This window comes from Saccharopolyspora endophytica, assembly GCF_018070075.1.
GTDB classification, from domain to species: Bacteria; Actinomycetota; Actinomycetes; order Mycobacteriales; family Pseudonocardiaceae; genus Saccharopolyspora; species Saccharopolyspora endophytica.
Map to the genome: position 1 here is coordinate 92,280 of NZ_JAGPXE010000002.1, position 18,841 is coordinate 111,120.

General features: G+C 71.6%; 19 protein-coding genes. 10 read left to right on the top strand and 9 right to left on the bottom strand.

Annotated elements, in window-relative coordinates; genetic code table 11:
* Nucleotides 1-74 precede the first annotated feature (74 nt).
* A complete protein-coding gene (locus KBO27_RS04540) occupies nt 75-440 on the top strand; it encodes an Rv2175c family DNA-binding protein (protein WP_207918473.1) in 366 nt (121 codons plus the stop codon).
* A 42-nt stretch (nt 441-482) separates the two neighbouring features.
* Here KBO27_RS04540 and KBO27_RS04545 read toward each other — a convergent pair whose 3' ends face one another.
* The 4 genes from KBO27_RS04545 to KBO27_RS04560 form a co-directional block, all read right to left on the bottom strand.
* A complete protein-coding gene (locus tag KBO27_RS04545) occupies nt 483-905 on the bottom strand; it encodes a PPOX class F420-dependent oxidoreductase (protein WP_210968713.1) in 423 nt (140 codons plus the stop codon).
* Between the two features lie 135 nt (nt 906-1,040).
* Nucleotides 1,041-2,516, bottom strand: a complete 1,476-nt coding sequence (gene crtI, locus KBO27_RS04550) for a phytoene desaturase family protein (RefSeq protein ID WP_210968714.1) — start codon at nt 2,514-2,516, stop codon at nt 1,041-1,043.
* A gap of 4 nt (nt 2,517-2,520) precedes the next feature.
* Nucleotides 2,521-3,639 carry a polyprenyl synthetase family protein gene (locus KBO27_RS04555; RefSeq protein WP_246536302.1) on the bottom strand — a complete coding sequence of 373 codons (1,119 nt, stop codon included), beginning with the start codon at nt 3,637-3,639 and terminating at the stop codon, nt 2,521-2,523.
* 124 nt (nt 3,640-3,763) lie between these two features.
* Nucleotides 3,764-4,426 (bottom strand): DUF3153 domain-containing protein, encoded by a 663-nt coding sequence (locus tag KBO27_RS04560; protein WP_307870235.1) that lies wholly within the window; start codon nt 4,424-4,426, stop codon nt 3,764-3,766.
* Between the two features lie 110 nt (nt 4,427-4,536).
* Here KBO27_RS04560 and KBO27_RS04565 point away from each other — a divergent pair, with 110 nt between their 5' ends.
* Nucleotides 4,537-6,219 carry a DUF885 domain-containing protein gene (locus tag KBO27_RS04565; RefSeq protein WP_210968715.1) on the top strand — a complete coding sequence of 561 codons (1,683 nt, stop codon included), beginning with the start codon at nt 4,537-4,539 and terminating at the stop codon, nt 6,217-6,219.
* A 58-nt stretch (nt 6,220-6,277) separates the two neighbouring features.
* On the opposite strand, the gene KBO27_RS04570 is transcribed toward KBO27_RS04565, so the two are convergent.
* Nucleotides 6,278-6,841, bottom strand: a complete 564-nt coding sequence (locus KBO27_RS04570; RefSeq protein WP_210968716.1) for a GNAT family N-acetyltransferase — start codon at nt 6,839-6,841, stop codon at nt 6,278-6,280.
* 249 nt (nt 6,842-7,090) lie between these two features.
* Between KBO27_RS04570 and KBO27_RS04575 the strand changes: the two genes are divergently transcribed.
* The 3 genes from KBO27_RS04575 to KBO27_RS04585 all read left to right on the top strand — a co-directional run bounded on the left by KBO27_RS04575 (nt 7,091) and on the right by KBO27_RS04585 (nt 8,893).
* Nucleotides 7,091-7,546 (top strand): SAV_6107 family HEPN domain-containing protein, encoded by a 456-nt coding sequence (locus tag KBO27_RS04575; protein WP_132672577.1) that lies wholly within the window; start codon nt 7,091-7,093, stop codon nt 7,544-7,546.
* Between the two features lies 1 nt (nt 7,547).
* Complete coding sequence (locus tag KBO27_RS04580) at nt 7,548-8,303, top strand: maleylpyruvate isomerase N-terminal domain-containing protein (protein WP_307870236.1); 756 nt, start codon at nt 7,548-7,550, stop codon at nt 8,301-8,303.
* Nucleotides 8,304-8,374: 71 nt separating this feature from the next.
* Entirely contained in the window at nt 8,375-8,893 is a 519-nt protein-coding gene (locus tag KBO27_RS04585) for a GNAT family N-acetyltransferase (protein WP_210968717.1), read from the top strand.
* Between the two features lie 7 nt (nt 8,894-8,900).
* Here the strand turns inward: KBO27_RS04585 and KBO27_RS04590 are convergent, their stop codons facing one another.
* Together KBO27_RS04590 and KBO27_RS34115 are read right to left on the bottom strand one after the other, a co-directional pair.
* Nucleotides 8,901-13,466 (bottom strand): ATP-dependent helicase, encoded by a 4,566-nt coding sequence (locus KBO27_RS04590; RefSeq protein WP_210968718.1) that lies wholly within the window; start codon nt 13,464-13,466, stop codon nt 8,901-8,903.
* Nucleotides 13,467-13,558: 92 nt separating this feature from the next.
* Nucleotides 13,559-13,681 (bottom strand): hypothetical protein, encoded by a 123-nt coding sequence (locus KBO27_RS34115; protein WP_268952428.1) that lies wholly within the window; start codon nt 13,679-13,681, stop codon nt 13,559-13,561.
* Between the two features lie 37 nt (nt 13,682-13,718).
* Here KBO27_RS34115 and KBO27_RS04595 point away from each other — a divergent pair, with 37 nt between their 5' ends.
* Nucleotides 13,719-13,913: a DUF3046 domain-containing protein gene (locus KBO27_RS04595; RefSeq protein WP_210968719.1), complete on the top strand. Its 195-nt coding sequence runs from the start codon at nt 13,719-13,721 to the stop codon at nt 13,911-13,913.
* Nucleotides 13,914-13,927: 14 nt separating this feature from the next.
* On the opposite strand, the gene KBO27_RS04600 is transcribed toward KBO27_RS04595, so the two are convergent.
* The gene (locus KBO27_RS04600) at nt 13,928-14,659 is read right to left on the bottom strand and encodes a DUF4383 domain-containing protein (RefSeq protein ID WP_246536303.1); all 732 of its coding nucleotides are present in this window, start codon (nt 14,657-14,659) and stop codon (nt 13,928-13,930) included.
* 270 nt (nt 14,660-14,929) lie between these two features.
* On the opposite strand from KBO27_RS04600, the gene recA reads away from it, so the two are divergent.
* From recA to KBO27_RS04620, 4 genes are all read left to right on the top strand, one after another.
* Nucleotides 14,930-15,985: a recombinase RecA gene (recA, locus tag KBO27_RS04605; protein WP_132672583.1), complete on the top strand. Its 1,056-nt coding sequence runs from the start codon at nt 14,930-14,932 to the stop codon at nt 15,983-15,985.
* Between the two features lie 17 nt (nt 15,986-16,002).
* Complete coding sequence (locus tag KBO27_RS04610; RefSeq protein WP_210968720.1) at nt 16,003-16,593, top strand: regulatory protein RecX; 591 nt, start codon at nt 16,003-16,005, stop codon at nt 16,591-16,593.
* Nucleotides 16,594-16,770: 177 nt separating this feature from the next.
* A complete protein-coding gene (locus tag KBO27_RS04615) occupies nt 16,771-17,463 on the top strand; it encodes a hypothetical protein (RefSeq protein ID WP_210968721.1) in 693 nt (230 codons plus the stop codon).
* Between the two features lie 52 nt (nt 17,464-17,515).
* Nucleotides 17,516-18,175 (top strand): HAD family hydrolase, encoded by a 660-nt coding sequence (locus tag KBO27_RS04620; protein WP_210968722.1) that lies wholly within the window; start codon nt 17,516-17,518, stop codon nt 18,173-18,175.
* Between the two features lie 35 nt (nt 18,176-18,210).
* On the opposite strand, the gene eda is transcribed toward KBO27_RS04620, so the two are convergent.
* Nucleotides 18,211-18,834, bottom strand: coding sequence for a bifunctional 4-hydroxy-2-oxoglutarate aldolase/2-dehydro-3-deoxy-phosphogluconate aldolase (eda, locus tag KBO27_RS04625; protein WP_210969211.1), 624 nt, complete (start codon nt 18,832-18,834; stop codon nt 18,211-18,213).
* Between the last annotated feature and the right edge of the window lie 7 nt (nt 18,835-18,841).

Genomic DNA, 18,841 nt, shown 5'->3' on the forward strand with positions numbered 1-18,841 from the left:
GCGGAGGTGGTGATCAACAACTTTACCCGCGCGGTGCACGGCACGCCGGGCGGTCATGTGGCAAGGTGTTCGATGTGGTTGCAATCCCTGCTGCCCCGGACGTGCTGGCTCCCGATGTGGAGGTCGTACCGCTGACCGCCGTGGCTGAGAAGCTCGGTCGGTCCGTCACCCGGGTGCATCAACTCATTCGTGATGGTCATCTGCTCGCCCTGCGGCGGAACAAGGAGCTGGGCGTGCCCAGCGCCTTCTTCGTCGACGACGAGATCGTGAAGGGCTTGCCCGGCACGATCACCCTGCTCCGGGACGCCGGTTACCACGAGGACGAGATCCTCCGGTGGCTGTTCACCCCGGACGACACGCTCCCGGGCGCTCCGATCGACGCGTTGCGCGGCGACCGGGGCCGAGAGGTCAAGCGCCGGGCTCAAGCACTGGGCTTCTGACGGGCTCCCCGGGTGGCGTGGCACCACCCGGGGAGAACGCGCTCAGCCGGGCTGGTCGTTGTCCTTCATCGAGCCCCAGCCGTGCCACTTGTCGACCTCGATCCAGGCGCTGACCCGCGGGTTCTCCCGGTTCGGGTACTGGTTGCCGAGGTAGTGGTGGGCGAGGCGGTCGATGTCGACCAGTCCTTCGTCGTCCTTGAACTCGGCCACCCGGCCGACGACGGTGACGTGGGTGTACCAGTCGCCGGAATCCAGGACGCTCAGCGTCACGCGCGGGTCCCGCTGGATGTGCTTGAGGCGAACGCGGGCCGCGTCCATGTTGATCAGGACCCGGCCGTCGTCCTCCCACAGGTACCAGGTGGGGGTGGACACCGGCGTGCCGTCGGAACGCAGCGTCGTGATCACGGACGGGTTGGCGCGGCGCAACAGCTCGACGGCGTCGGGCGGCAGCGGCGGCTTGGACATGTGGTCTCCTCGATCACTGGGGTGTCGTTGCGGCGGAGCCGTGAAGATCACCGATCCCCGCGAGGAGCATCATCGCCACATCGGCGGCGCGCCGCCATCCGGGGGTGGCGGGTCCGAACAATCCCTTTCGCCTGGTCAGCTCGGGCTCGAACCGCCCAGGACCCGCTGCGCGGCGAGCTTCCCCGAGATCAGCACCGGAGGGACCCCGACGCCCGGAGTCGTCCCGGAACCCGCGAGGACGACGTTGCCCAGACCCCGGACCAGGTTCTTGGGCCGGAACGGTCCGGTCTGGGAGAAGGTGTGCGCGGCCGAGAACGGAGTGCCCGCGGCGTGTCCCTCCGCCGCCCACTCCACGGGCGTCACCAGGTCCGACGTCTCGATCGCCGCGCCGAAACCGGAGAACCCCCGGTCCTCGAGGACGCGCACCAGCTCCTCGCGGTAGCGGGGTCCCACGCGCGCCCAGTCGATCGGTCCGGTCTGCAGGTTCGGGCACGGCGCGAGGATGTAGTGCAGTTCCCCGCCGGCCGGCGCCAGCGAAGGATCGCTCGCCGTCGGCCGCGTGACCAGCAGGGACGGGTCGGTCATCGGTCGTCCGTCGCGGATGATCTCGGTGAAGGTGCTCTGCCACGCCTCGCCGAAGGAGATCGTGTGATGGGCCGTCGACCAGCTCCGCGCGGTGCCGGCGTGCAGCACCACGGCCGACGGCGACCAGCGCAGCCGGCGCTTCGGCCGGTTGCCCAGCAGCCGGTGCACCACGGGCAGGTCGGGGGTGAGCACCACGGCGTCGGCGGGGATCCGCTCGTCGGCGGTGAGCACCGTGCTGACCCGGTCGCCGCTGCGCTCCAGCCCGGTCACCTCGGTCCCGTACCTGAACTCCACCCCGGCCTGCGCTGCGGCTTCGGCCATCGCCGCGGGCACCGCGTGCATGCCGCCGCGCGGGAACCACACGCCGTTGATCGTGTCCATGTAGGAGATCACCGCGTACAGCGCCAGCGCGCGGCGCGGGTCCAGGCCCGCGTAGAGCGCTTGGAAGGAGAACACCCGGCGCAGCCGCTCGTCGCGCAGGAACCGCCCGATCGCCGGGCCGAGCCTGCCGAAGCCCCCGAGCGCCACCAGCCGCGCCAGTTCCGGCGAGATGAGGTCCAGCGGCGAGTCGAAGTTGGCGTCGATGAACCGGTGCATCTCCGCCCGGTAGACCTCGGTCAGCCAGTGCCGCAGCCGCCGGTACCCGTCGGCCTCGCGCGGTCCGGCCAGCCGCCGCACCTCGTGCTCCATCGCCTCGGCGTCGGTGTGCACGTCCAGCACCGACCCGTCGGCGAACGTGGCCTGGTAGGCCGGGTGCAGCGGGATGAGGTCGAGCCGTTCGCGCACCGACGAGCCGACGGCGTGCAGGGCTTCGTCGAGCAGCTCCGGCATCGTCAGCACGGTCGGGCCGGTGTCGATCCGGTACCCGTCGAGCACCTTCAGGCCCGCTCGGCCGCCCGGAACCTCGGCGCGTTCCACGACCGTCACCCGGCGTCCCGCACCGGCCAGGTGCAGCGCCGCGGACAACCCGGCCAGCCCGGCGCCGACGATCACCACGTGGTCGGTGCGTCCGGTGACCGAGCGCATCGCGTCAGTGGCTTCGGTCGGTGACCGCGATGGCCAGCTCGGCCAGCCGCGACGCCGCGGGCTCGTCGAGCCCCGCGGTGTGCAGCGCGAGCATCGCCGATCCGGTCAGCTCGGTGATCCGCTTCTCCACGGCCGCCACCGCTCCCAGCTCGGTGAGCACCTCGCGGGCCGAGGCCACTCGCTGCTCGGTGAGCAGCGGATCGCCCAGCACCTCGTGCAGCAGGTCCAGCTTCGCCTGGTCGTCGCGCTCGTGGGCGGCCGCGACCGCCTCGGCGATCAGCACCGTGCGCTTGCCCTCGCGCAGGTCGTCCCCGGCGGGCTTGCCGGTGACCGCGGGGTCGCCGAACACGCCCAGCAGGTCGTCGCGCAGCTGGAACGCCACGCCGATGTCGGAGCCGAACCGGCGCAGCGCGGTCAGCGCCTCGGGCGTGGCCCCGGCGATCTCTGCGCCCAGCTCGAGAGGCCGCTGCACGGTGTAGGAGGCGGCCTTGAGCAGGCAGATCTTCAGCGCGGCTTCGGGCGACTCGTCGACGTTGACCTGCCCCAGCACGTCCAGGTACTGGCCGGAGAGGACCTCGGTGCGCATCGCGCGCCACGGCCGCAGCGCCCGCATCATCGCCTCGGCCGGGATGCCCGAGGTGTGCAGCATGTCGTCGGCCCAGGCCAGCGCGAGGTCGCCGAGCAGCACGGCCGCGGCCATGCCGAACTGGGTGTCGTCGCCGGTGTAGTCGGAGTCCCGGTGCTGCTGCTGGAACCGGCGGTGGATCGTCGGTTTGCCGCGCCGCGTGTCGGACTCGTCGATGAGGTCGTCGTGCACCAGCGCGCACGTCTGGATCAGCTCCAGGGCGCTGGCGGCCTGGAGCATCGCCTCCGCCTCGGGCCCGGTGGCCGCGCCACCGCAGGCCCGCCAGCCCCACCAGGCGAAGGTCGGGCGGATGCGCTTGCCGCCGCCGAGCACGAAGTCGTTGAGCTCGGCAATCGCCGATCCGACCGCGGGGTCGAGGTCGGCCGCCTCGTCGCGCCGGGCCTGCAGGCAGGTGGCCAGCACCCGCTGGACGTGACCGGGCAGATCAGCTTCGAAATCGGCGTTGCCGCCGACGGCCCGCATGGTGGCCGAGTACATGGGAGGCACACCTCCATCCTGCGCGATGCCGTCACGCGGCTTCCTGCGGGGCCACGGCGTTGCTCCCCGTATCTGGGCGAACTCCGGAGGGTGACGATCTCGGGTGGTCTCGCGAAGCCCGTGATCAGAGCTTGGCGCCGGGCCGGGTTCGCAGGTGGTTGCGCAGCGCGAGCGCGGCGATCAGGACCGCCGCGATGATCGCGACTCCGCCCACCAGCAGCGCCCACCCGATCCAGTCCATCCCGGAACCGGTGGTGAACTGGAAGGTCGCGTACGGCTGCGTGACCTCACCAGGGCTCAGCAGCCAGGTGACCGTGCCCGCGCTCTCCTCACCGTTGGTCGTGGTGATCTGACCCGGTGCGCTGATCTTGAGCTCGATGCCGCTGTCGGTGTCCGCCAGCGGCGTCAGGTCCGCCTGACCTTGGAAGATCACCAGCGAGCCGCTGCGGTGCATCTGGAGCGAGAAGCGCGAATCCGTCGGGCTCATCGCCGCTGCGAGCTGCTCGACCTCCTGGAAGGAGAGGTCGTTGAACGACAGGTTCGCCCCGACCCTGGTGCCCTCCTGGTAGGGCCGGACCTGGACGCGATCGGCCAGGTCCGGGGGCGGTCGGAGGTCGAACGGGACCTTGCCGTCCGGCGTTTCGGTGGCCACCAGCACCTCTCCGGACACCATGTCGTCGCCGGAGATGGTCATGGCGGACCTGACGTGCAGGCACCCGCTGAGCATCGTGCCGAGCAGGATGATCAGCAGTACCAACAGGGTTCGGCGCGGTGTGTTCCCCTCCACGCGAGGGATGCTGCCATCGAAGCGGGGAGTTCGCCGTTCGTGTGATCGTCGGCGGTGTCCGCTTTTCGTCGTATCGCGTCGGTTCTTTCGGCGCGCGCTAGCGTGGCCGCATGGGAGTTGACCACAACGGCGTACACGCGATCAGCGACCGGTTCGTCGACGAGCTGGCGGCGCTCGATCCGATCGCGAGCACCTACCTGGGCCTGCCCGGTGGGGAAGAGCAACTGACCGACTACTCGCCCGACGGCCACCGGGCGCGCGCCGAACTGGCAGCCCGCAGCCTCGCCGAGGTGCGCCAGGCCGAACCGGCCGACGAGGCCGAGCGGATCGCGAAGGCGGTGTTCACCGAGCGCATCGGGCTCGACCTCGAACTGCACGAGATCGGCGCGGACATGTCCTCGCTGAACGTGATCGCCAGCCCGGCGCAGGAGCTGCGGCAGGTCTTCGACCTGATGCCCGGTGACACCGACGCCGACTGGCGGACCATCGGCCGCCGCCTCTCGGCGATGCCCGAAGCCGTCCTGGGGCTGCGCGCGGGCCTGACCGAAGCGGCTGCGGCGGGCAACGTCTCCGCGGCGCGGCAGGTCCGCAAGGTCGCCGAGCAGTGCGACACCTGGTCCGGGCGCAACGGCGAGGAGTCGTTCTTCGCCGCGATGGTCGGCCGCGCCCAGGGCATCGAGGACTCGCTGCGCCGCGAGCTGGAGACGGCCGCGGAATCGGCCGCGGAGGCCTACGCCGGCCTGGCCGACTACCTGCGCGGCGACCTGCTGCCCAAGGCGCCGGAGAAGGACGCGGTGGGGGAGGAGCGCTACCGGCTCTGGTCGCGCTACTTCACCGGCGCGAAGCTCGACCTGCGCGAGGCCTACGAGTGGGGCTGGCAGGAGTTCTCCGGCATCGAGGCGGAGATGAAGCAGGTCGCGAATCGGATCAAGACCGGCGCGACGCTGGCCGAAGCGGCGGCCGTGCTCGACGCCGACGAGCGCTACCGGGTGCGCGGTCAGCGCGAGTTCGAGCAGTGGATGCAGCGGTTGTCCGACCAGGCCCTGGCCGACCTGCGCGGAACGCACTTCGAGATCCCGGACGCGCTGATGCGGCTGGAGTGCAAGATCGCCCCGCCGGGCGGGGGCGTCGGCGCCTACTACACCGGCCCCACCGACGACTTCTCGCGTCCCGGCCGGATGTGGTGGTCGGTTCCCGCCGACCGGCAGGACTTCCCGACCTGGCGCGAAGTGTCCACTGTGTACCACGAGGGCGTGCCCGGGCATCACCTGCAGGTGGCGACCTCGGTGCACGAGGCCCAGCGGCTCAACAAGTTCCAGCGGCTGGCCTGCTTCGTCTCCGGCCACGGCGAGGGCTGGGCGCTCTACGCGGAGCGGTTGATGCGCGAGCTGGGCTACCTCTCCGACGACGGTGACCTGCTCGGCATGCTCAACGACCAGCTCTTCCGCGCCGCGCGCGTGGTCGTGGACATCGGCATGCACCTGGAGCTGGAGATCCCGGCCGGAACGGGGTTCCACGAGGGTGAGAGGTGGACGCCGGACCTGGGGCTGGAGTTCATGCTCAGCCGCACCATCACCGACCCGGCGCAGGTGCGTGACGAGATCGACCGATACCTGGGCTGGCCCGGTCAGGCGCCGTCCTACAAGCTCGGCGAACGCCTGTGGCGCGCCGCTCGCGACGAGGCCAGGCAGCGCCACGGCGCGAACTTCGACGTCAAGGCGTTCCACACCGAAGCCCTCAAGATGGGCTCGATGGGCTTGGACACCCTCCGCGAGCAGCTCGTGGAGCTGTAGGACCGGCGGGACGAGAACTGCGGTGTTCGCCCTGGCGAGCACCGCAGTTCCGCACCGGTCAGGCCAGGGGGAGGGGGCGGCCCAGGACCGCGAAGGGCCTGGGGTCGCCGGTGAAGCTGTAGTTGCGCAGGACGTCCTGGAAGCCGACGCGCTGGTAGAGCTTCCAGGCGCGGGTCGGGCCCTCCGGGGTGGACAGCAGGACCTTGCTGCCGGGCGCTCCGGAGAGCAGCTTGCGCAGGATCTCCTCGCCGAGCCCGGCGCCCTGCGCGCTCGGGTGCACGTGGAGCTCGGTGAGCTCGAAGTAGTCCTCCAGCCAGGACTCCCCGCCGACGCCCGTGGTCGCCAGCCCCTGGCGGACCTGCTCGTGCCACCACTGCCCCGGGGCGCCGAGGTAGCCGTAGCCGATGCCGGTGAGCTCGTCGTCGTCGTTGAACGCGCCGATGCAGCGCCAGCCGGCGCGAAGCATGTGGGCCGACCACATCGGGGCGCGCTGCTGGGCGGTCACCGGTGGGTAGCCCATCGCGGTCACGTAGATCCGGAGGGCTTCCGGGAGTCTCGCTCGCAACTGTTCGGCGGTCAGTTCGAATACCCGGTCGCAGCTGGGGGATGGCGCAGCGGTCACGGCCGAACACTAACGCCTCTCGGGTCTGAGGTCTTTCCTGCTCCCGGGCAACGCCGTTCGGCCGGTGCCGCACGCCGGCAGGCACTCGAACAGGTGAGCTACAGCGCATCGCTTGAGTCGATCTCCGTTCGACGCTAATCTGAGCTTGTTCGAACGAGCGTTCGACGAACGTTCGTTCGAACCTCGGTCCGGCGGTGGGGTGGGGGAAGCACCTCACCGCCGGGCCTCACAGCTGAAGGGAGAGAGCCGATGTCTTATCCCACCGACCTGTCGATCCCGTCGCCGCGCTACTCCGTCGAGAACCAGGGCCCCACGCCGGAAGCGGACACGCCCGCCGGTGCCCTCTCACTCCTGCTGCACGCGCGAACCTGCCTGCACGAGGCCGAGACCGCGGACCGCCCGGGTGAGCGATTCATCGCCGCGCACCTGGCCGCGCTGCGGGCGGCCACAGCGGTGGTCGTGGCGCGTGCCGCGCCGCGCGAGGACAAGCGCCCGGCGAGCGTGTGGCAGCTGCTCACCGCCGCCGCACCAGAGCTGCGCGAGTGGGCCGCCTACTTCGCTGCGCGCTCCAACCGGCGGGCCGCTGCCGAGGCCGGGGTCCCGACCACGACCGACGCGCACGCCGACGAACTGCTGGACAACAGCCGGGAATTCCTCGGCATCGTGGGGCGGAGCCTGCTGGGGGCGACGCGTGAACGGTACTGACGTGGGACTCGATTACGGACGCATGCTCGATCAGCTGGGCGTCGAAGCGCAGCTGCTGACCACCGCGACGCACGACGTGCACGCCGACGCACCGGTGTTCAGCGCGTCCGGCCGCACGGTCGGCCAGACGCTCCAGCACCTCGGTGATCTGTGCGAGGACGTGCTCTGCTGGCTCGGATCGCCGGAGGCTCAACGGCACTGGGACCCGCCCGCCGAACCCGACCTGCGGGAGCTGACCAACCGGTTCGCCATCCGGATGGCCGACCTGCTCGCCGAGTTCATCTCCCGCCCGCCGGACGACCCGTGCCCGACGTGGTGGCCCGAGCAGCACACCGTGGCCTTCTGGGTGCGGCGGATGCTGCACGCCACCACCGTGCACCGCGCCGACGTGCAGACGGCGGCGGGCATCGAGCACACGCCGATCGATCCGGAGGTCGCCGCCGACGGCATCGACGAGGTGCTGCGGGCCTGGTTCGGCTACCGGTTGCACTCGTTGCAGATCACCGCGACCCGGCCCTGCTCCGTGGGCGTGCACGTGCCGGGACGCAACTGGTTGATCACCGCGGACCCGAGCGGCGCCGCGGTGACCAGCTCCGAGGACGTGGCCACCACGACCCCGGACGCGGTGGTCGGCGGTGACCCGAGCGCGGTCTACCTGTGGATGTGGGGGCGCTTGCCCAACCGCGCGGTGGAGACCAGCGGCGACCCGGATGCCATCGCCCAGCTCTGGGGTCTGCTGCAGCTGGCGACCCGATGACCACGGGTCCGGCGTGGCCGGTGCGGCGAAATTCGATTGCCCTAGCCCAGGAGGTGACACATCGTGGGCGGATGCTGATCCGCCGCGAAACCCCCGCCGACCTCGCCGCCATCCGCCAGGTGCACGCGGCGGCCTTCGCCGACGCCGAGAACCCGGACCGCGAGCCGGTCGAGGTCGGGCTCGTCGACGCCCTGCGCGCGGGCGACGCGTGGCTTCCGGCGTTGTCGCTGGTCGCCGAGCGGTCCGGGCAGATCGCCGGGCACGTGGTGTGCAGCCGGGCGCACGTGGGCGCGGTGCCGGTGCTGGCGCTCGGGCCGATCGGCGTGCCGCCGGAGTCGCAGCGCGCGGGCGTCGGATCGGCGCTCATGCACGCCGTGCTCGGCGCCGCCGACGCGCTCGGCGAACCGTTGGTCGCACTGCTCGGCCACCGCGAGTACTACCCCCGGTTCGGCTTCGAACCCGCCGCGGACTTCGGCATCGCACCGCCGGTGGCCGAGTGGGCCTCGCACTTCCAGGTCCGCCCGCTGACCGCCCACGATCCGGCCGTGCGCGGCGAATTCGCCTACGCGGCACCGTTCATGCAGCTGTAGCGGACGCTCACGCCCGAAGTCGGAGACCTTTCGGCGTGGCCCGGAACCCCGCCTCGGTGAGGACTTCGGCCAGCCGCGAGCCCCACGCGCCCTCGCCGTCGGCGCGCTCGACCGCGAGCTGGTCGAGCCAGCCCTCGCGCACCACCCGGGCCAGGCCCGCTGCCGCCGCCCGGAGCGCGGCGTCGTCGTCGGTGAACGACAGCAGCGACTTGCCGCCGCGTTCGACGTAGAACACCGCCTCACCGGCCACCAGCACCACCAGCGCACCGGCCTTCCGGCCCGGTCGGTGCCGGGTGTCGCCCATCGGCGCGGGCCAGTCCAGCGCACCGCCGTAGGGCTGCGCGGGATCGGCGGCGGCCAGCACCACCGCATCGGTGCTCGCCTCGTCGTCGCCGGCGAGCGCCCGCAGCCGGTCGATCGCACCCGGAACCGCGAACTGCGCGGCGCCGAGTCCTTCGATCACGTAACCGCGCCGGCAGCGCCCGGACTCCTCCATCGCGCGAAGCACCTTGTACACCGCCGAGAACCCGCCGGTCACCCGCTCGACGTCCAGGGCGCCCCGGGTCAGGACCCCGTGCCGTTCCAGGAACGCTTCGGCGCGGGCGTGCGCGCGGCGCGTCGGTTCAGCAGCGGGTTGCGGGGCGAGCGACCAGCGACCGGACACCGTCGGCGGTCCGCTGCGCGGCGGCATCGACGGGCGTCCGGCGCGCAGCCGCGCGTACCGGCCGCGCGGCGCGCTGCGACGCGGCTTGTGCGCGGCACCGCGGCCGGAGACCAGGGCGCGCAGCGGGGCGAGGGTGTCGTTGGTGACCGCCCCGGCCCAGACCAGGTCCCACAGCGCGGTGGTGATCGCGTCGTCGGCAGGTGCCGCCTCCTCCTGCTCCAGCAGGAGCCCACCGGCCCGGTCGGCCAGCTGCCGGAAGAACAGCGCACCACCCTCCAAAGAGGACAGAACCGCCCGGTGCAGCGGCGAATCCGTCGAATCCTCGGGGAGGTCCGGCAGCAGGAGGTCGGCGACATCAGTCGGGGCCAGCGCGATCCACCCGTCACCACCGGCCAGCGATCCCGACCCCACCCAGCTCACCTCACCGGTCGCGGTCAGCTCGTCGAGCAGCGCGGGGGAGTAACCGGGCAGCCGCGCGGGCAGCACCAGCGACTCCAGCGCGCTCGCCGGGACCGGTGCCCCGGCGAGCTGCTCGACCACCGAGTACACGTCGTCGACGGTCGGAGCGGTGCGCAGCCGCGCGCCGATGCCGTGCCACACCGGCAGGAACCGGCCCAGCGCAGCGGGTTCCACCGGCTCGACCTCGGCCCGCAGCCGAGCCAGCGACGCCCGCCGCAACCGGCGCAGCACCTCGGCGTCGCAGTAGTCCAGCGCACCCCCGCCACCGGCCTCCAGGGGACGCAACTCGCCGCGCACCAGACGTCCGGAGCCGGTCAGCCGGTCCAGCACGCCGTGCACCACGGCCACGCCCAGCCCGAACCGCCGGGCAGCGGCGTCGGCGGTGAACGGGCCGCGGCACCGCGCGTAGCGGATCAGCAGGTCGGCCAGCGGATCGGCGACGGGCTCGGTGAACGCCTCCGGCACGCCGACCGGCAGTGCGACGCCGAGCGCGTCGCGCACCTTGCCCGCGTCCTCGATCGGGATCCAGCGCTGCTCGCCGGCCATCCGGACCTGCAGGACGCGGCGCTGCTCGGCCAGCTCGTCGAGCCATTCCGGCCGCACACCGCGCTTCTCGGCCTCCGACGTGGACAGATCGCCGAGGAAGCGCAGCAGGTCGGCCGCGCCTTCGGCGTCGCGCGCGTGGCGTTCGGGGGCGAGCCGCTGCAACTGCTGCTCGATCTCGTCCAGGGCCTCGGAATCCAGCAGTTCGCGAAGCGCCTCCGAGCCCAGCAGCTCGGCGAGCAGCGTGGAGTCCAGGCTCAGCGCCGCCGACCGGCGCTCGGCCAGCGGAGCGTCGGTCTCGTAGAGGAACATGCCGATGTAGCCGAACAGCAGGCTGCGCGCGAACGGCGACGGCGTCGGCGTCTCGACCTCGACGACCCGCACCTTGCGGGCCGCGACCTGCTGCATCAGCTCGGTCAGCCCCGGCACGTCGTAGACGTCCTGCAGGCATTCCCGCATCGCCTCCAGCACGATCGGGAACTGCTCGTACTGCGCCGCCACGGTGAGCAGCTGCGCCGACCGCTGCCGCTGCTGCCACAGCGGGGTGCGGCGGCGGGGGTCCCGGCGCGGCAGCAGCAGGGCCCGCGCCGCGCACTCCCGGAACCGGGCGGCGAACAGCGCAGAACCGCCGACCTCGTCGGTCACCATCTGCTGCACCTCGGCCGGTGGGAGCAGCACGTCCTCGGCGGTCGGCAGCACCTCGGCGCCGGAATCGTCGAGCGCGTCGGCCAGCCGCAGCACGATGCCGTCGTCGGAGGAGGCGATCTGCGGTTCGACACCCCGCCGTTCTCTGATCCGCGCGCCGACCGCCAGCGCCCACGGCCCGTTGACCTGGGCGCCGAAGGGGGAGTGGATCACCATCCGCCAGTCGCCGAGCTCGTCGCGGAAGCGCTCGACCACGATCGTCCGGTCGTCCGGCACGTGCCGCGTGGCGCGCCGCTGCTCGTCCAAGTAGGACATCAGGTTGTCGCGGGCCCACTCGTCCAGCCCCGCCGCCGTGATGCGCTCCCGGGCGTCGTCGGCGTCCGCGCTGGTCAGCTCGCGGACGAAGGCGCCCAGGGCCCGTCCGAGCTCCAGCGGGCGTCCAGGTTGATCGCCCTTCCAGAACGGCATCCGCCCGGGCTCGCCCGGCGCCGGGGTGACGATGACCCGGTCGTGGGTGATGTCCTCCACCCGCCACGCGCTGGTGCCCAGCAGGAACGTGTCGCCGACGCGCGACTCGTAGACCATCTCCTCGTCGAGCTCACCGACCCGCACACCACCGCGACCGGCCTCCTCGTCGCCGGGCGTGGTCACGGTGAACAGGCCCCGGTCGGGGATGGTGCCGCCGGAGGTCACCGCGAGCCGCTGCGCGCCGGGACGGGCGCGCAGCTCGTCGTTGACCCGGTCCCACACGATCCGCGCCCGCAGCTCGCCGAACTCCTCGCTGGGATAGCGCCCGGCGAGCATGTCCAGCACCGCGTGCAGCGCCGAGTCCGGCAGCCCCGCGTACGGCGCCGAGCGGCGCACCAGCGCGGCGAGCTCGGCCACCGGCCAGTCGTCCATCGCCGCCATCGACACGATCTGCTGCGCCAGCACGTCCAGCGGGTTGCGCGGGTAGGAGATCGACTCGATCAGCCCGCCCGCCATCCGCTCCGACACCACCGCGCACCCGACCAGGTCGCCGCGGAACTTCGGGAACACGACCCCTCGGGAGACCGCGCCGACCTGGTGGCCGCCGCGCCCGATGCGCTGCAACCCGGAGGCCACCGTCGGCGGCGTCTCGATCTGCACCACCAGGTCGACCGCACCCATGTCGATGCCCAGCTCCAGCGACGAGGTGGCCACCACGCACGGCAGGTGCCCGGACTTGAGCTCCTCCTCGACGACGGCCCGCTGCTCCTTCGACATCGAGCCGTGGTGCGCCTTGGCCACCACCGGCGGAGCTCCCGAGCCGATGCCGGAGCCGCCGACGGCCTCCGCGGGGAACCGGGTCATCGGCTCCGGTTGCTCGGCGGCGAGCTCGTTGATGCCGGCGGTGAGCCGCTCGGCCAGCCGCCGCGAGTTGCTGAACACGATCGTCGAGCGGTGCTGGCGGATCAGCTCCAGGACGCGTTCCTGGACCGAGGGCCAGATCGAGGTGTGCTGCTCGGCCGCCTGCTCTCCGGTGTCGCCGGTGGACGCGCCGAGCTCGGCCATGTCCGGAACCGGCACCTCCACCCGGACCTCGACCTCCTTGGGGTGGGCGGGCTGCACGGTGCGCACCGGCCGACCGCCCGCCAGGTAGGTGCGGACCTCCTCGACCGGTCGCACCGTCGCCGACAGCCCGACGCGCTGCGCGGGGCGGGCCAGCAGCTGGTCGAGCCGTTCCAGCGACAGCGCCAGGTGCGCGCCGCGCTTGGTGCCCGCGACCGCGTGCACCTCGTCGACGATCACCGTCTCCACCCCGGCCAGCGATTCGCGCGCCGCCGAGGTCAGCAGCAGGAACAGCGATTCCGGGGTGGTGACGAGCACGTCCGGCGGTGTGCGGGCGAAGGAACGTCGCTGGTCGGCGGGGGTGTCACCGGTGCGGATGCCGACCTGGATGTCCGGCGGCTCGCCGCCCAGCCGCTGGGTGGCCTGCCGGATCCCGGCCAGCGGAGCGCGCAGGTTGCGCTCCACGTCGACGGCCAGGGCCTTCAGCGGTGACACGTAGAGCACCCGGCAGCGCTTCTTCGGCTCCGACGGCACGCCCTCGGAAGCGAGCCGGTCCAGCGCGGAGAGGAAGGCCGCGAGCGTCTTGCCGGAGCCGGTCGGCGCCACCACCAGGGCGTGCTCGCCCGCCGCGATGGCCTGCCACGCGCCCCGCTGCGCCTCGGTGGGCGCGTCGAAGGCGCTGCGGAACCAGTCGCGGGTCGCGGCGGAGAAACCGTCCAGCACGTCGCTCATGCTCCCCATGCTGGACCACGACACCGACGAACGGCGCTGGTGATGGCGCTCGTCGGGCCCCTAGGCCTACCGCGACCGCGGGGGCGGGCCGCTCACTTCCGGTTCTGCCAGAAGAAGCGGATGGCCAGCGCGATCACGGCGATGAGGGTCGCGGCGATCACCACTTGCCCCAGCGGCGTGGACATACCGGTCGGATCGGTCTGCAGGAGCAGCACACCACCAGCGTACGGGCGCCACGTAGGCTGGTCGACGATGCGCCACACCGCTTTCCGCCAACGCATGGCCGAGGAGTTCGGCAGGGTCCGGTCCGAGATGCTCTCCCAGGACCACGTGTTCTCGGCCCTCGGGGGACGCACCGTGGACCAGGCCCTGGAGGACGGCTACACGACCAAGGAGGTCTGGGCCGCGGTCTGCGAGACCTTCGAGGTCCCGGCCGAACGCCGCTAGGGACCGCAGCGGGCTCAGCCCCGGGCCCCGTCCTCCTGCTGGAAGTCGGCCCACGGGTTCTGGGCGCTGATCTGCTGCTGCTCGGTGCGCCCGGCTTCGCGGTAGTGGTCGTAGGCACGGCGGCGCTCCTGGCGCATGTGCTCGAGCCGGTCCGCCGTGACCCGTCGTCGCTGCTCAGGCGTGGCGTGGTTCTCCGCGACGGCGAGTTCGTCGGCGCACATCGGTTCCAGTTCGGAGATCCGCCGCTCGTCGGCGATCACGGACTCGGGGTCCTCCTGGACCGGTGGCTCGTGGTGGCGGTAGCGCACGTAGGGGTTGTCCTCGGGGAGTCCGCCGCTGACCCGGCCGTAGAAGCCGAAGAACATCAGCACCAGACCCGCGACGAAGCTGAACACCACGTTGCTCATCGCGAAGGCGAACAGGTTCCACGGGGTGTGGAGCAGCCCGAGGTTGATCAGCCCGGACAGGAAGAACAGCACCCCGATGGCGGCCGTGGTGGTGGAGGCGACGGGGCCGCCCCAGGCCGCGGCGGCGACCAGGACGGCGCCGACGACGATCGACACGACGGCGAGCAGGCCGTTGCTGGACAGCCCGAGCACGTCGATCCCGTCGGTGGTGAACAGCGGGACCCGGTTGGCGAGCCCGAGCACGCCGAAGACCATCAGGCACGCCCCGAACACGGCCGCGGCGACCCGGTAGAAGCGGTTCAGCGGGTGTTCCGGTGGTAGGTAGCGATCCATGCGCATTTCGGGCACCTCCTGCGAGCGAGGTAATCCCGAGTGTCCACCTGTGGTGCGCTGATCGCACTGTCACTCGACCAGGTGATGCGTCCGGCGTGTCGGCATGACGCTCGAACATCCGTTCGCTTAGTATGGGGCCACGGACCGGGAAGGCCCGCAAACCCCGCGAGTCGGATTGTCGGTCCCAGCCCGTAGCGTCTGAAACGACGTGAACGACTCGCTCCCCAGAGAGTCGCCCGAAGACCCGACTCGAAGACTTCACCGAGGTGGACCCCGATGGCAGCAGCGACACCGGACAAGGGCAAAGCGCTGGAGCTGGCGCTCGCTCAGATCGACAAGCAGTTCGGCAAGGGATCGGTCATGCGGCTCGGCGACGACTCGCGGCCGCCGGTCGAGGTCATCCCGACCGGTTCGATCTCGCTGGACGTCGCATTGGGCATCGGCGGCCTGCCGCGCGGTCGTGTCGTGGAGATCTACGGCCCGGAGAGCAGCGGTAAGACCTCGGTCGCCCTGCACGCCGTGGCCAACGCCCAGAAGCTCGGCGGCACGGCGGCCTTCGTCGACGCCGAGCACGCGCTGGACCCGGAGTACGCCAAGGCGATCGGTGTGGACACCGACGCGCTGCTGGTCTCCCAGCCGGACACCGGTGAGCAGGCGCTGGAGATCGCGGACATGCTGATCCGCTCCGGTGCGCTGGACGTCATCGTCATCGACTCGGTGGCCGCGCTGGTGCCGCGCGCCGAGATCGAGGGCGAGATGGGCGACAGCCACGTGGGTCTGCAGGCCCGCCTGATGAGCCAGGCGCTGCGGAAGCTGACCTCCGCGCTGTACAACGCCAAGACCACCGCGATCTTCATCAACCAGCTCCGCGAGAAGGTCGGCGTCATGTTCGGCTCCCCGGAGACCACCACCGGTGGTAAGGCGCTGAAGTTCTACTCCTCGGTGCGACTGGACGTGCGCCGGATCGAGACGCTCAAGGACGGCTCCGACGCGGTCGGCAACCGGACCCGCGTGAAGGTCGTCAAGAACAAGGTCGCGCCGCCGTTCAAGCAGGCCGAGTTCGACATCATCTACGGCATCGGCATCAGCCGCGAGGGCTCGCTGATCGACATGGGTGTCGAGCAGGGCATCATCCGCAAGTCGGGTGCCTGGTACACCTACGAGGGCGACCAGCTTGGCCAGGGCAAGGAGAACGCCCGCAAGTTCATGCGGGAGAACCCTGACGTGGCCAACGAGATCGAGAAGCGGATCAAGGAGAAGCTCGGCATCGGCGCCACCCTCGACGCCGAGGGCGGCGACAGCGCCGCCGAGCCGGCACCGGTCGAGTTCTGATCGACGCCTTGGCACGGATGAACGACGAAGGAACGCGCCGGGGGAGCGGTCGTCGCACCCCCGGCGCCGAACCTCGCGACCGCGAGGCGGCGGAGAAGAAGCAGCCTCGCAAGCCCGAGGACCCCGCCGCGCAGGCCCGCGACATCGTGTACCGGCTGCTGGCCAGTCGCGCTCGTAGCAGGCTCGAACTGCGGCAGGCGTTGCTGCGCAAGGACATCGAGGAAGACGTCGCCGACGGTGTGCTGCAGAAGTTCGCCGACGCGGGCCTCATCGACGACGCCTCGTTCGCCGAGGAGTGGGTGAACCAGCGCCAGCGCTCCCAGGGCCTGGGGCGCAAGGCGCTGGGCTTCGAGCTGCGGCGCAAGGGCATCGACGAGCACCTCGTGGAATCGGCTCTGTCCAACGTGGACAACGATGCCGAGGCCGAGCGCGCCCGCGAACTGGTGCAGCGCAAGCTGCGCAGCACGGGATCGCTCGACTACACCGCGAAGGTGCGCCGCCTGGTCGGCATGCTCGCCCGCAAGGGCTACTCCGAAGGTCTGGCCTACCGCATCGTCAAGGAGGAGATCGAGAACGCCGGCGACGCGGCGGACTCCGACTTCTCCTGACCCCTGGCGGTTCCTGGGCCGTTGGGGTGAAACCCGGTGAATACCGTGAGCGGAGCTGATCGCTCTCCCTAGGCTCCAGCGCGCCGCGTGGATCGGCGCAGTGGACGTCGGTCGCGCTCGACGGACCTGGGGGACAAGGTGAGTCAGCCCGCGCGAACACCAACGCAGAACCCGTACGTGACCCAGCCGAAACCGAAGTTCGGCGGGCTGGCGTGGACGGCGCTCATCCTCGGCATCGTCGGGGTCTGCGGATCGATCCTGCCGATCCTGAACAACGCCACGGCCCTGGCCGCGCTCGTCGGTCTGGTGCTGGGCGTCATCGCGCTGTTCGGAAGCCGGAAGCTGCTGGCCGGACTCGGCGCTGTGCTGTGCGCGCTGGGGATCGCCGCCACCGCCGTGCTCCAAGGGCTCGTGGTCGCCGAGCTGGACCGGGTGCTCTCCGGTGCGCAGCAAGAACAGCCGCCGCCGAGCGCGCAGGCCCCTGCCCTGCGGCTGCCGTTCGGCGAGCGGCACACCTGGCCCAAGGGGCGGACGATCTCGATCCTCCCGCCCGTTCACTACGAGGAGACCAGCCAGTTCTCCCGTCCTCCCGAGGGGAAGCGGCACGTCCAGTTCGACGTGGCGGTGCGCAACGGTGGTGACACCGCCTACAACGTCATCAACGCGACGATCACCGTCACCCACAACGGACGGCTCGCCCAGCAGCACTTCGGAGCGGGCGACCCGATCCCGGTGGCGCAGCTGCCGCCGGGCGGAGAAGCGCGCTACACCGTGGTTTTCGAGATCGGGGCCGAGCCGGGCGAGCTCCGGGTCAGCGTGCAGCCGGCGTTCGCCGCTGAGGAGACCGCGCACTTCGCCGGTCCGTTCTGACTGTGGGACGTGGGTACCAGAACGTCGGTGGCGCGTCGTAGGGTTCCGGGTCATGACGAAGTCGAGGAGCCCGCAGCACATCGTGTGGGACTGGAACGGAACACTTCTTGACGACAACCACGCGGTCGTGGCCGCGGTGAACAACGTGTGCACCCGGTTCGGCCGGGAGCACATCGACATCGACGAGTGGCGCACGATCTACAGCAGGCCGCTGCGCGCCTGCTACGAGACCCTCCTGCGGCGCGAGATCGCGGAGGAGGACTGGGCCGCCGTCGACGAGCTCTACCACGTCGCCTACCGGGAACTGCTGGACTCCTGCGGCATGACCGAGGGCGTGCCGCACGTGCTGCAGGACTGGGCGGCGACCGGCCGGACCCAGTCGCTGCTGTCGATGTGGTTCCACGACGAGCTGGTCGAGCTGGTCACGGCCCGGGGGCTGCACGAGCTCTTCGACCGGATGGACGGGCTGCGCACATCGGTGGGAGGTGGCTCCAAGGACGAGCACCTGCGCGCCCACCTCAAGGTTCAGGAGCTCGATCCGGCCGAGGTGGTGCTCATCGGCGACGTCCTCGACGACGCCCACGCGGCCGAGCAGGCCGGTGCGCAGTGCGTTCTGGTGACCACCGGCGTGATGGACCGCCCCAAGCTGGAGAAGTCCGGGTACCCGGTCGTGGACTCGATTCCGGAGGCCCTCAGCCTGATCGCGGCGTGAAGCCGGGGCGCCCGCCGGTGCGGGCGCCCCGAGCATCAGCGCAGCGCGGCGGCCTCGGCGGCCAGCTGCTCGATCTTCGCCCAGTCGCCCGCTGCCAGCAGGTCCTTCGGGGCGAGCCAGGAACCGCCGACGCAACCGACGTTGGGCAGTGCCAGGTAGTCCGGCGCGGTCGCCGGGCTGATCCCGCCGGTCGGGCAGAACCGCAGGTGCGGCAGGGGTCCGGCGATGCCCTTGAGGAACGGCACCCCGCCGCTGAGCTCGGCGGGGAAGAACTTCATCGCGCTCGCCCCGCGCTCGGCCAACCGCATCGCCTCGGAAACCGTGCCGGCACCCGCCAGGTACGGCACGCCGGAGGCGTCCAGGTCGTCCAGCAGCCGGTCGGTGGTGCCGGGGGTGACCAGGTAGCGGGCACCGGCGTCGGCGGCCTGCTTGGCCTGGCCGACCTCGGTGATCGTGCCCGCGCCGGCGACCATGTCGGGCACCTCGGCCGCGATCCGCTCGATCGCCGGGAGTCCGGCCGGAGTGCGCAGGGTGACCTCGATGGTCCGGATCCCGCCGCGCAGCAGCGCTTCGGCCAGCGGGACGGCGTGCTCGGCGTCGTCGAGGGCCACGACCGGCACCACGGGTGCCAGGTCGAAAACGTCGGCTGCGGTGTTCATCTGCTCG

Bases quoted from the DNA above. Each gene is read 5' to 3' on its own strand.
- KBO27_RS04600 (WP_246536303.1), bottom strand. From the start codon at position 14,659: ATGCGCATGGATCGCTACCTACCACCGGAACACCCGCTGAACCGCTTC.
- crtI (WP_210968714.1), bottom strand. From the start codon at position 2,516: ATGCGCTCGGTCACCGGACGCACCGACCACGTGGTGATCGTCGGCGCC.
- recA (WP_132672583.1), top strand. From the start codon at position 14,930: ATGGCAGCAGCGACACCGGACAAGGGCAAAGCGCTGGAGCTGGCGCTC.
- KBO27_RS04590 (WP_210968718.1), bottom strand. From the start codon at position 13,466: ATGAGCGACGTGCTGGACGGTTTCTCCGCCGCGACCCGCGACTGGTTC.
- KBO27_RS04620 (WP_210968722.1), top strand. From the start codon at position 17,516: ATGACGAAGTCGAGGAGCCCGCAGCACATCGTGTGGGACTGGAACGGA.
- KBO27_RS04565 (WP_210968715.1), top strand. From the start codon at position 4,537: ATGGGAGTTGACCACAACGGCGTACACGCGATCAGCGACCGGTTCGTC.
- KBO27_RS04545 (WP_210968713.1), bottom strand. From the start codon at position 905: ATGTCCAAGCCGCCGCTGCCGCCCGACGCCGTCGAGCTGTTGCGCCGC.
- KBO27_RS04610 (WP_210968720.1), top strand. From the start codon at position 16,003: ATGAACGACGAAGGAACGCGCCGGGGGAGCGGTCGTCGCACCCCCGGC.
- KBO27_RS04585 (WP_210968717.1), top strand. From the start codon at position 8,375: ATGCTGATCCGCCGCGAAACCCCCGCCGACCTCGCCGCCATCCGCCAG.
- KBO27_RS04595 (WP_210968719.1), top strand. From the start codon at position 13,719: ATGCGCCACACCGCTTTCCGCCAACGCATGGCCGAGGAGTTCGGCAGG.
- KBO27_RS04575 (WP_132672577.1), top strand. From the start codon at position 7,091: ATGTCTTATCCCACCGACCTGTCGATCCCGTCGCCGCGCTACTCCGTC.
- eda (WP_210969211.1), bottom strand. From the start codon at position 18,834: ATGAACACCGCAGCCGACGTTTTCGACCTGGCACCCGTGGTGCCGGTC.
- KBO27_RS04555 (WP_246536302.1), bottom strand. From the start codon at position 3,639: ATGTACTCGGCCACCATGCGGGCCGTCGGCGGCAACGCCGATTTCGAA.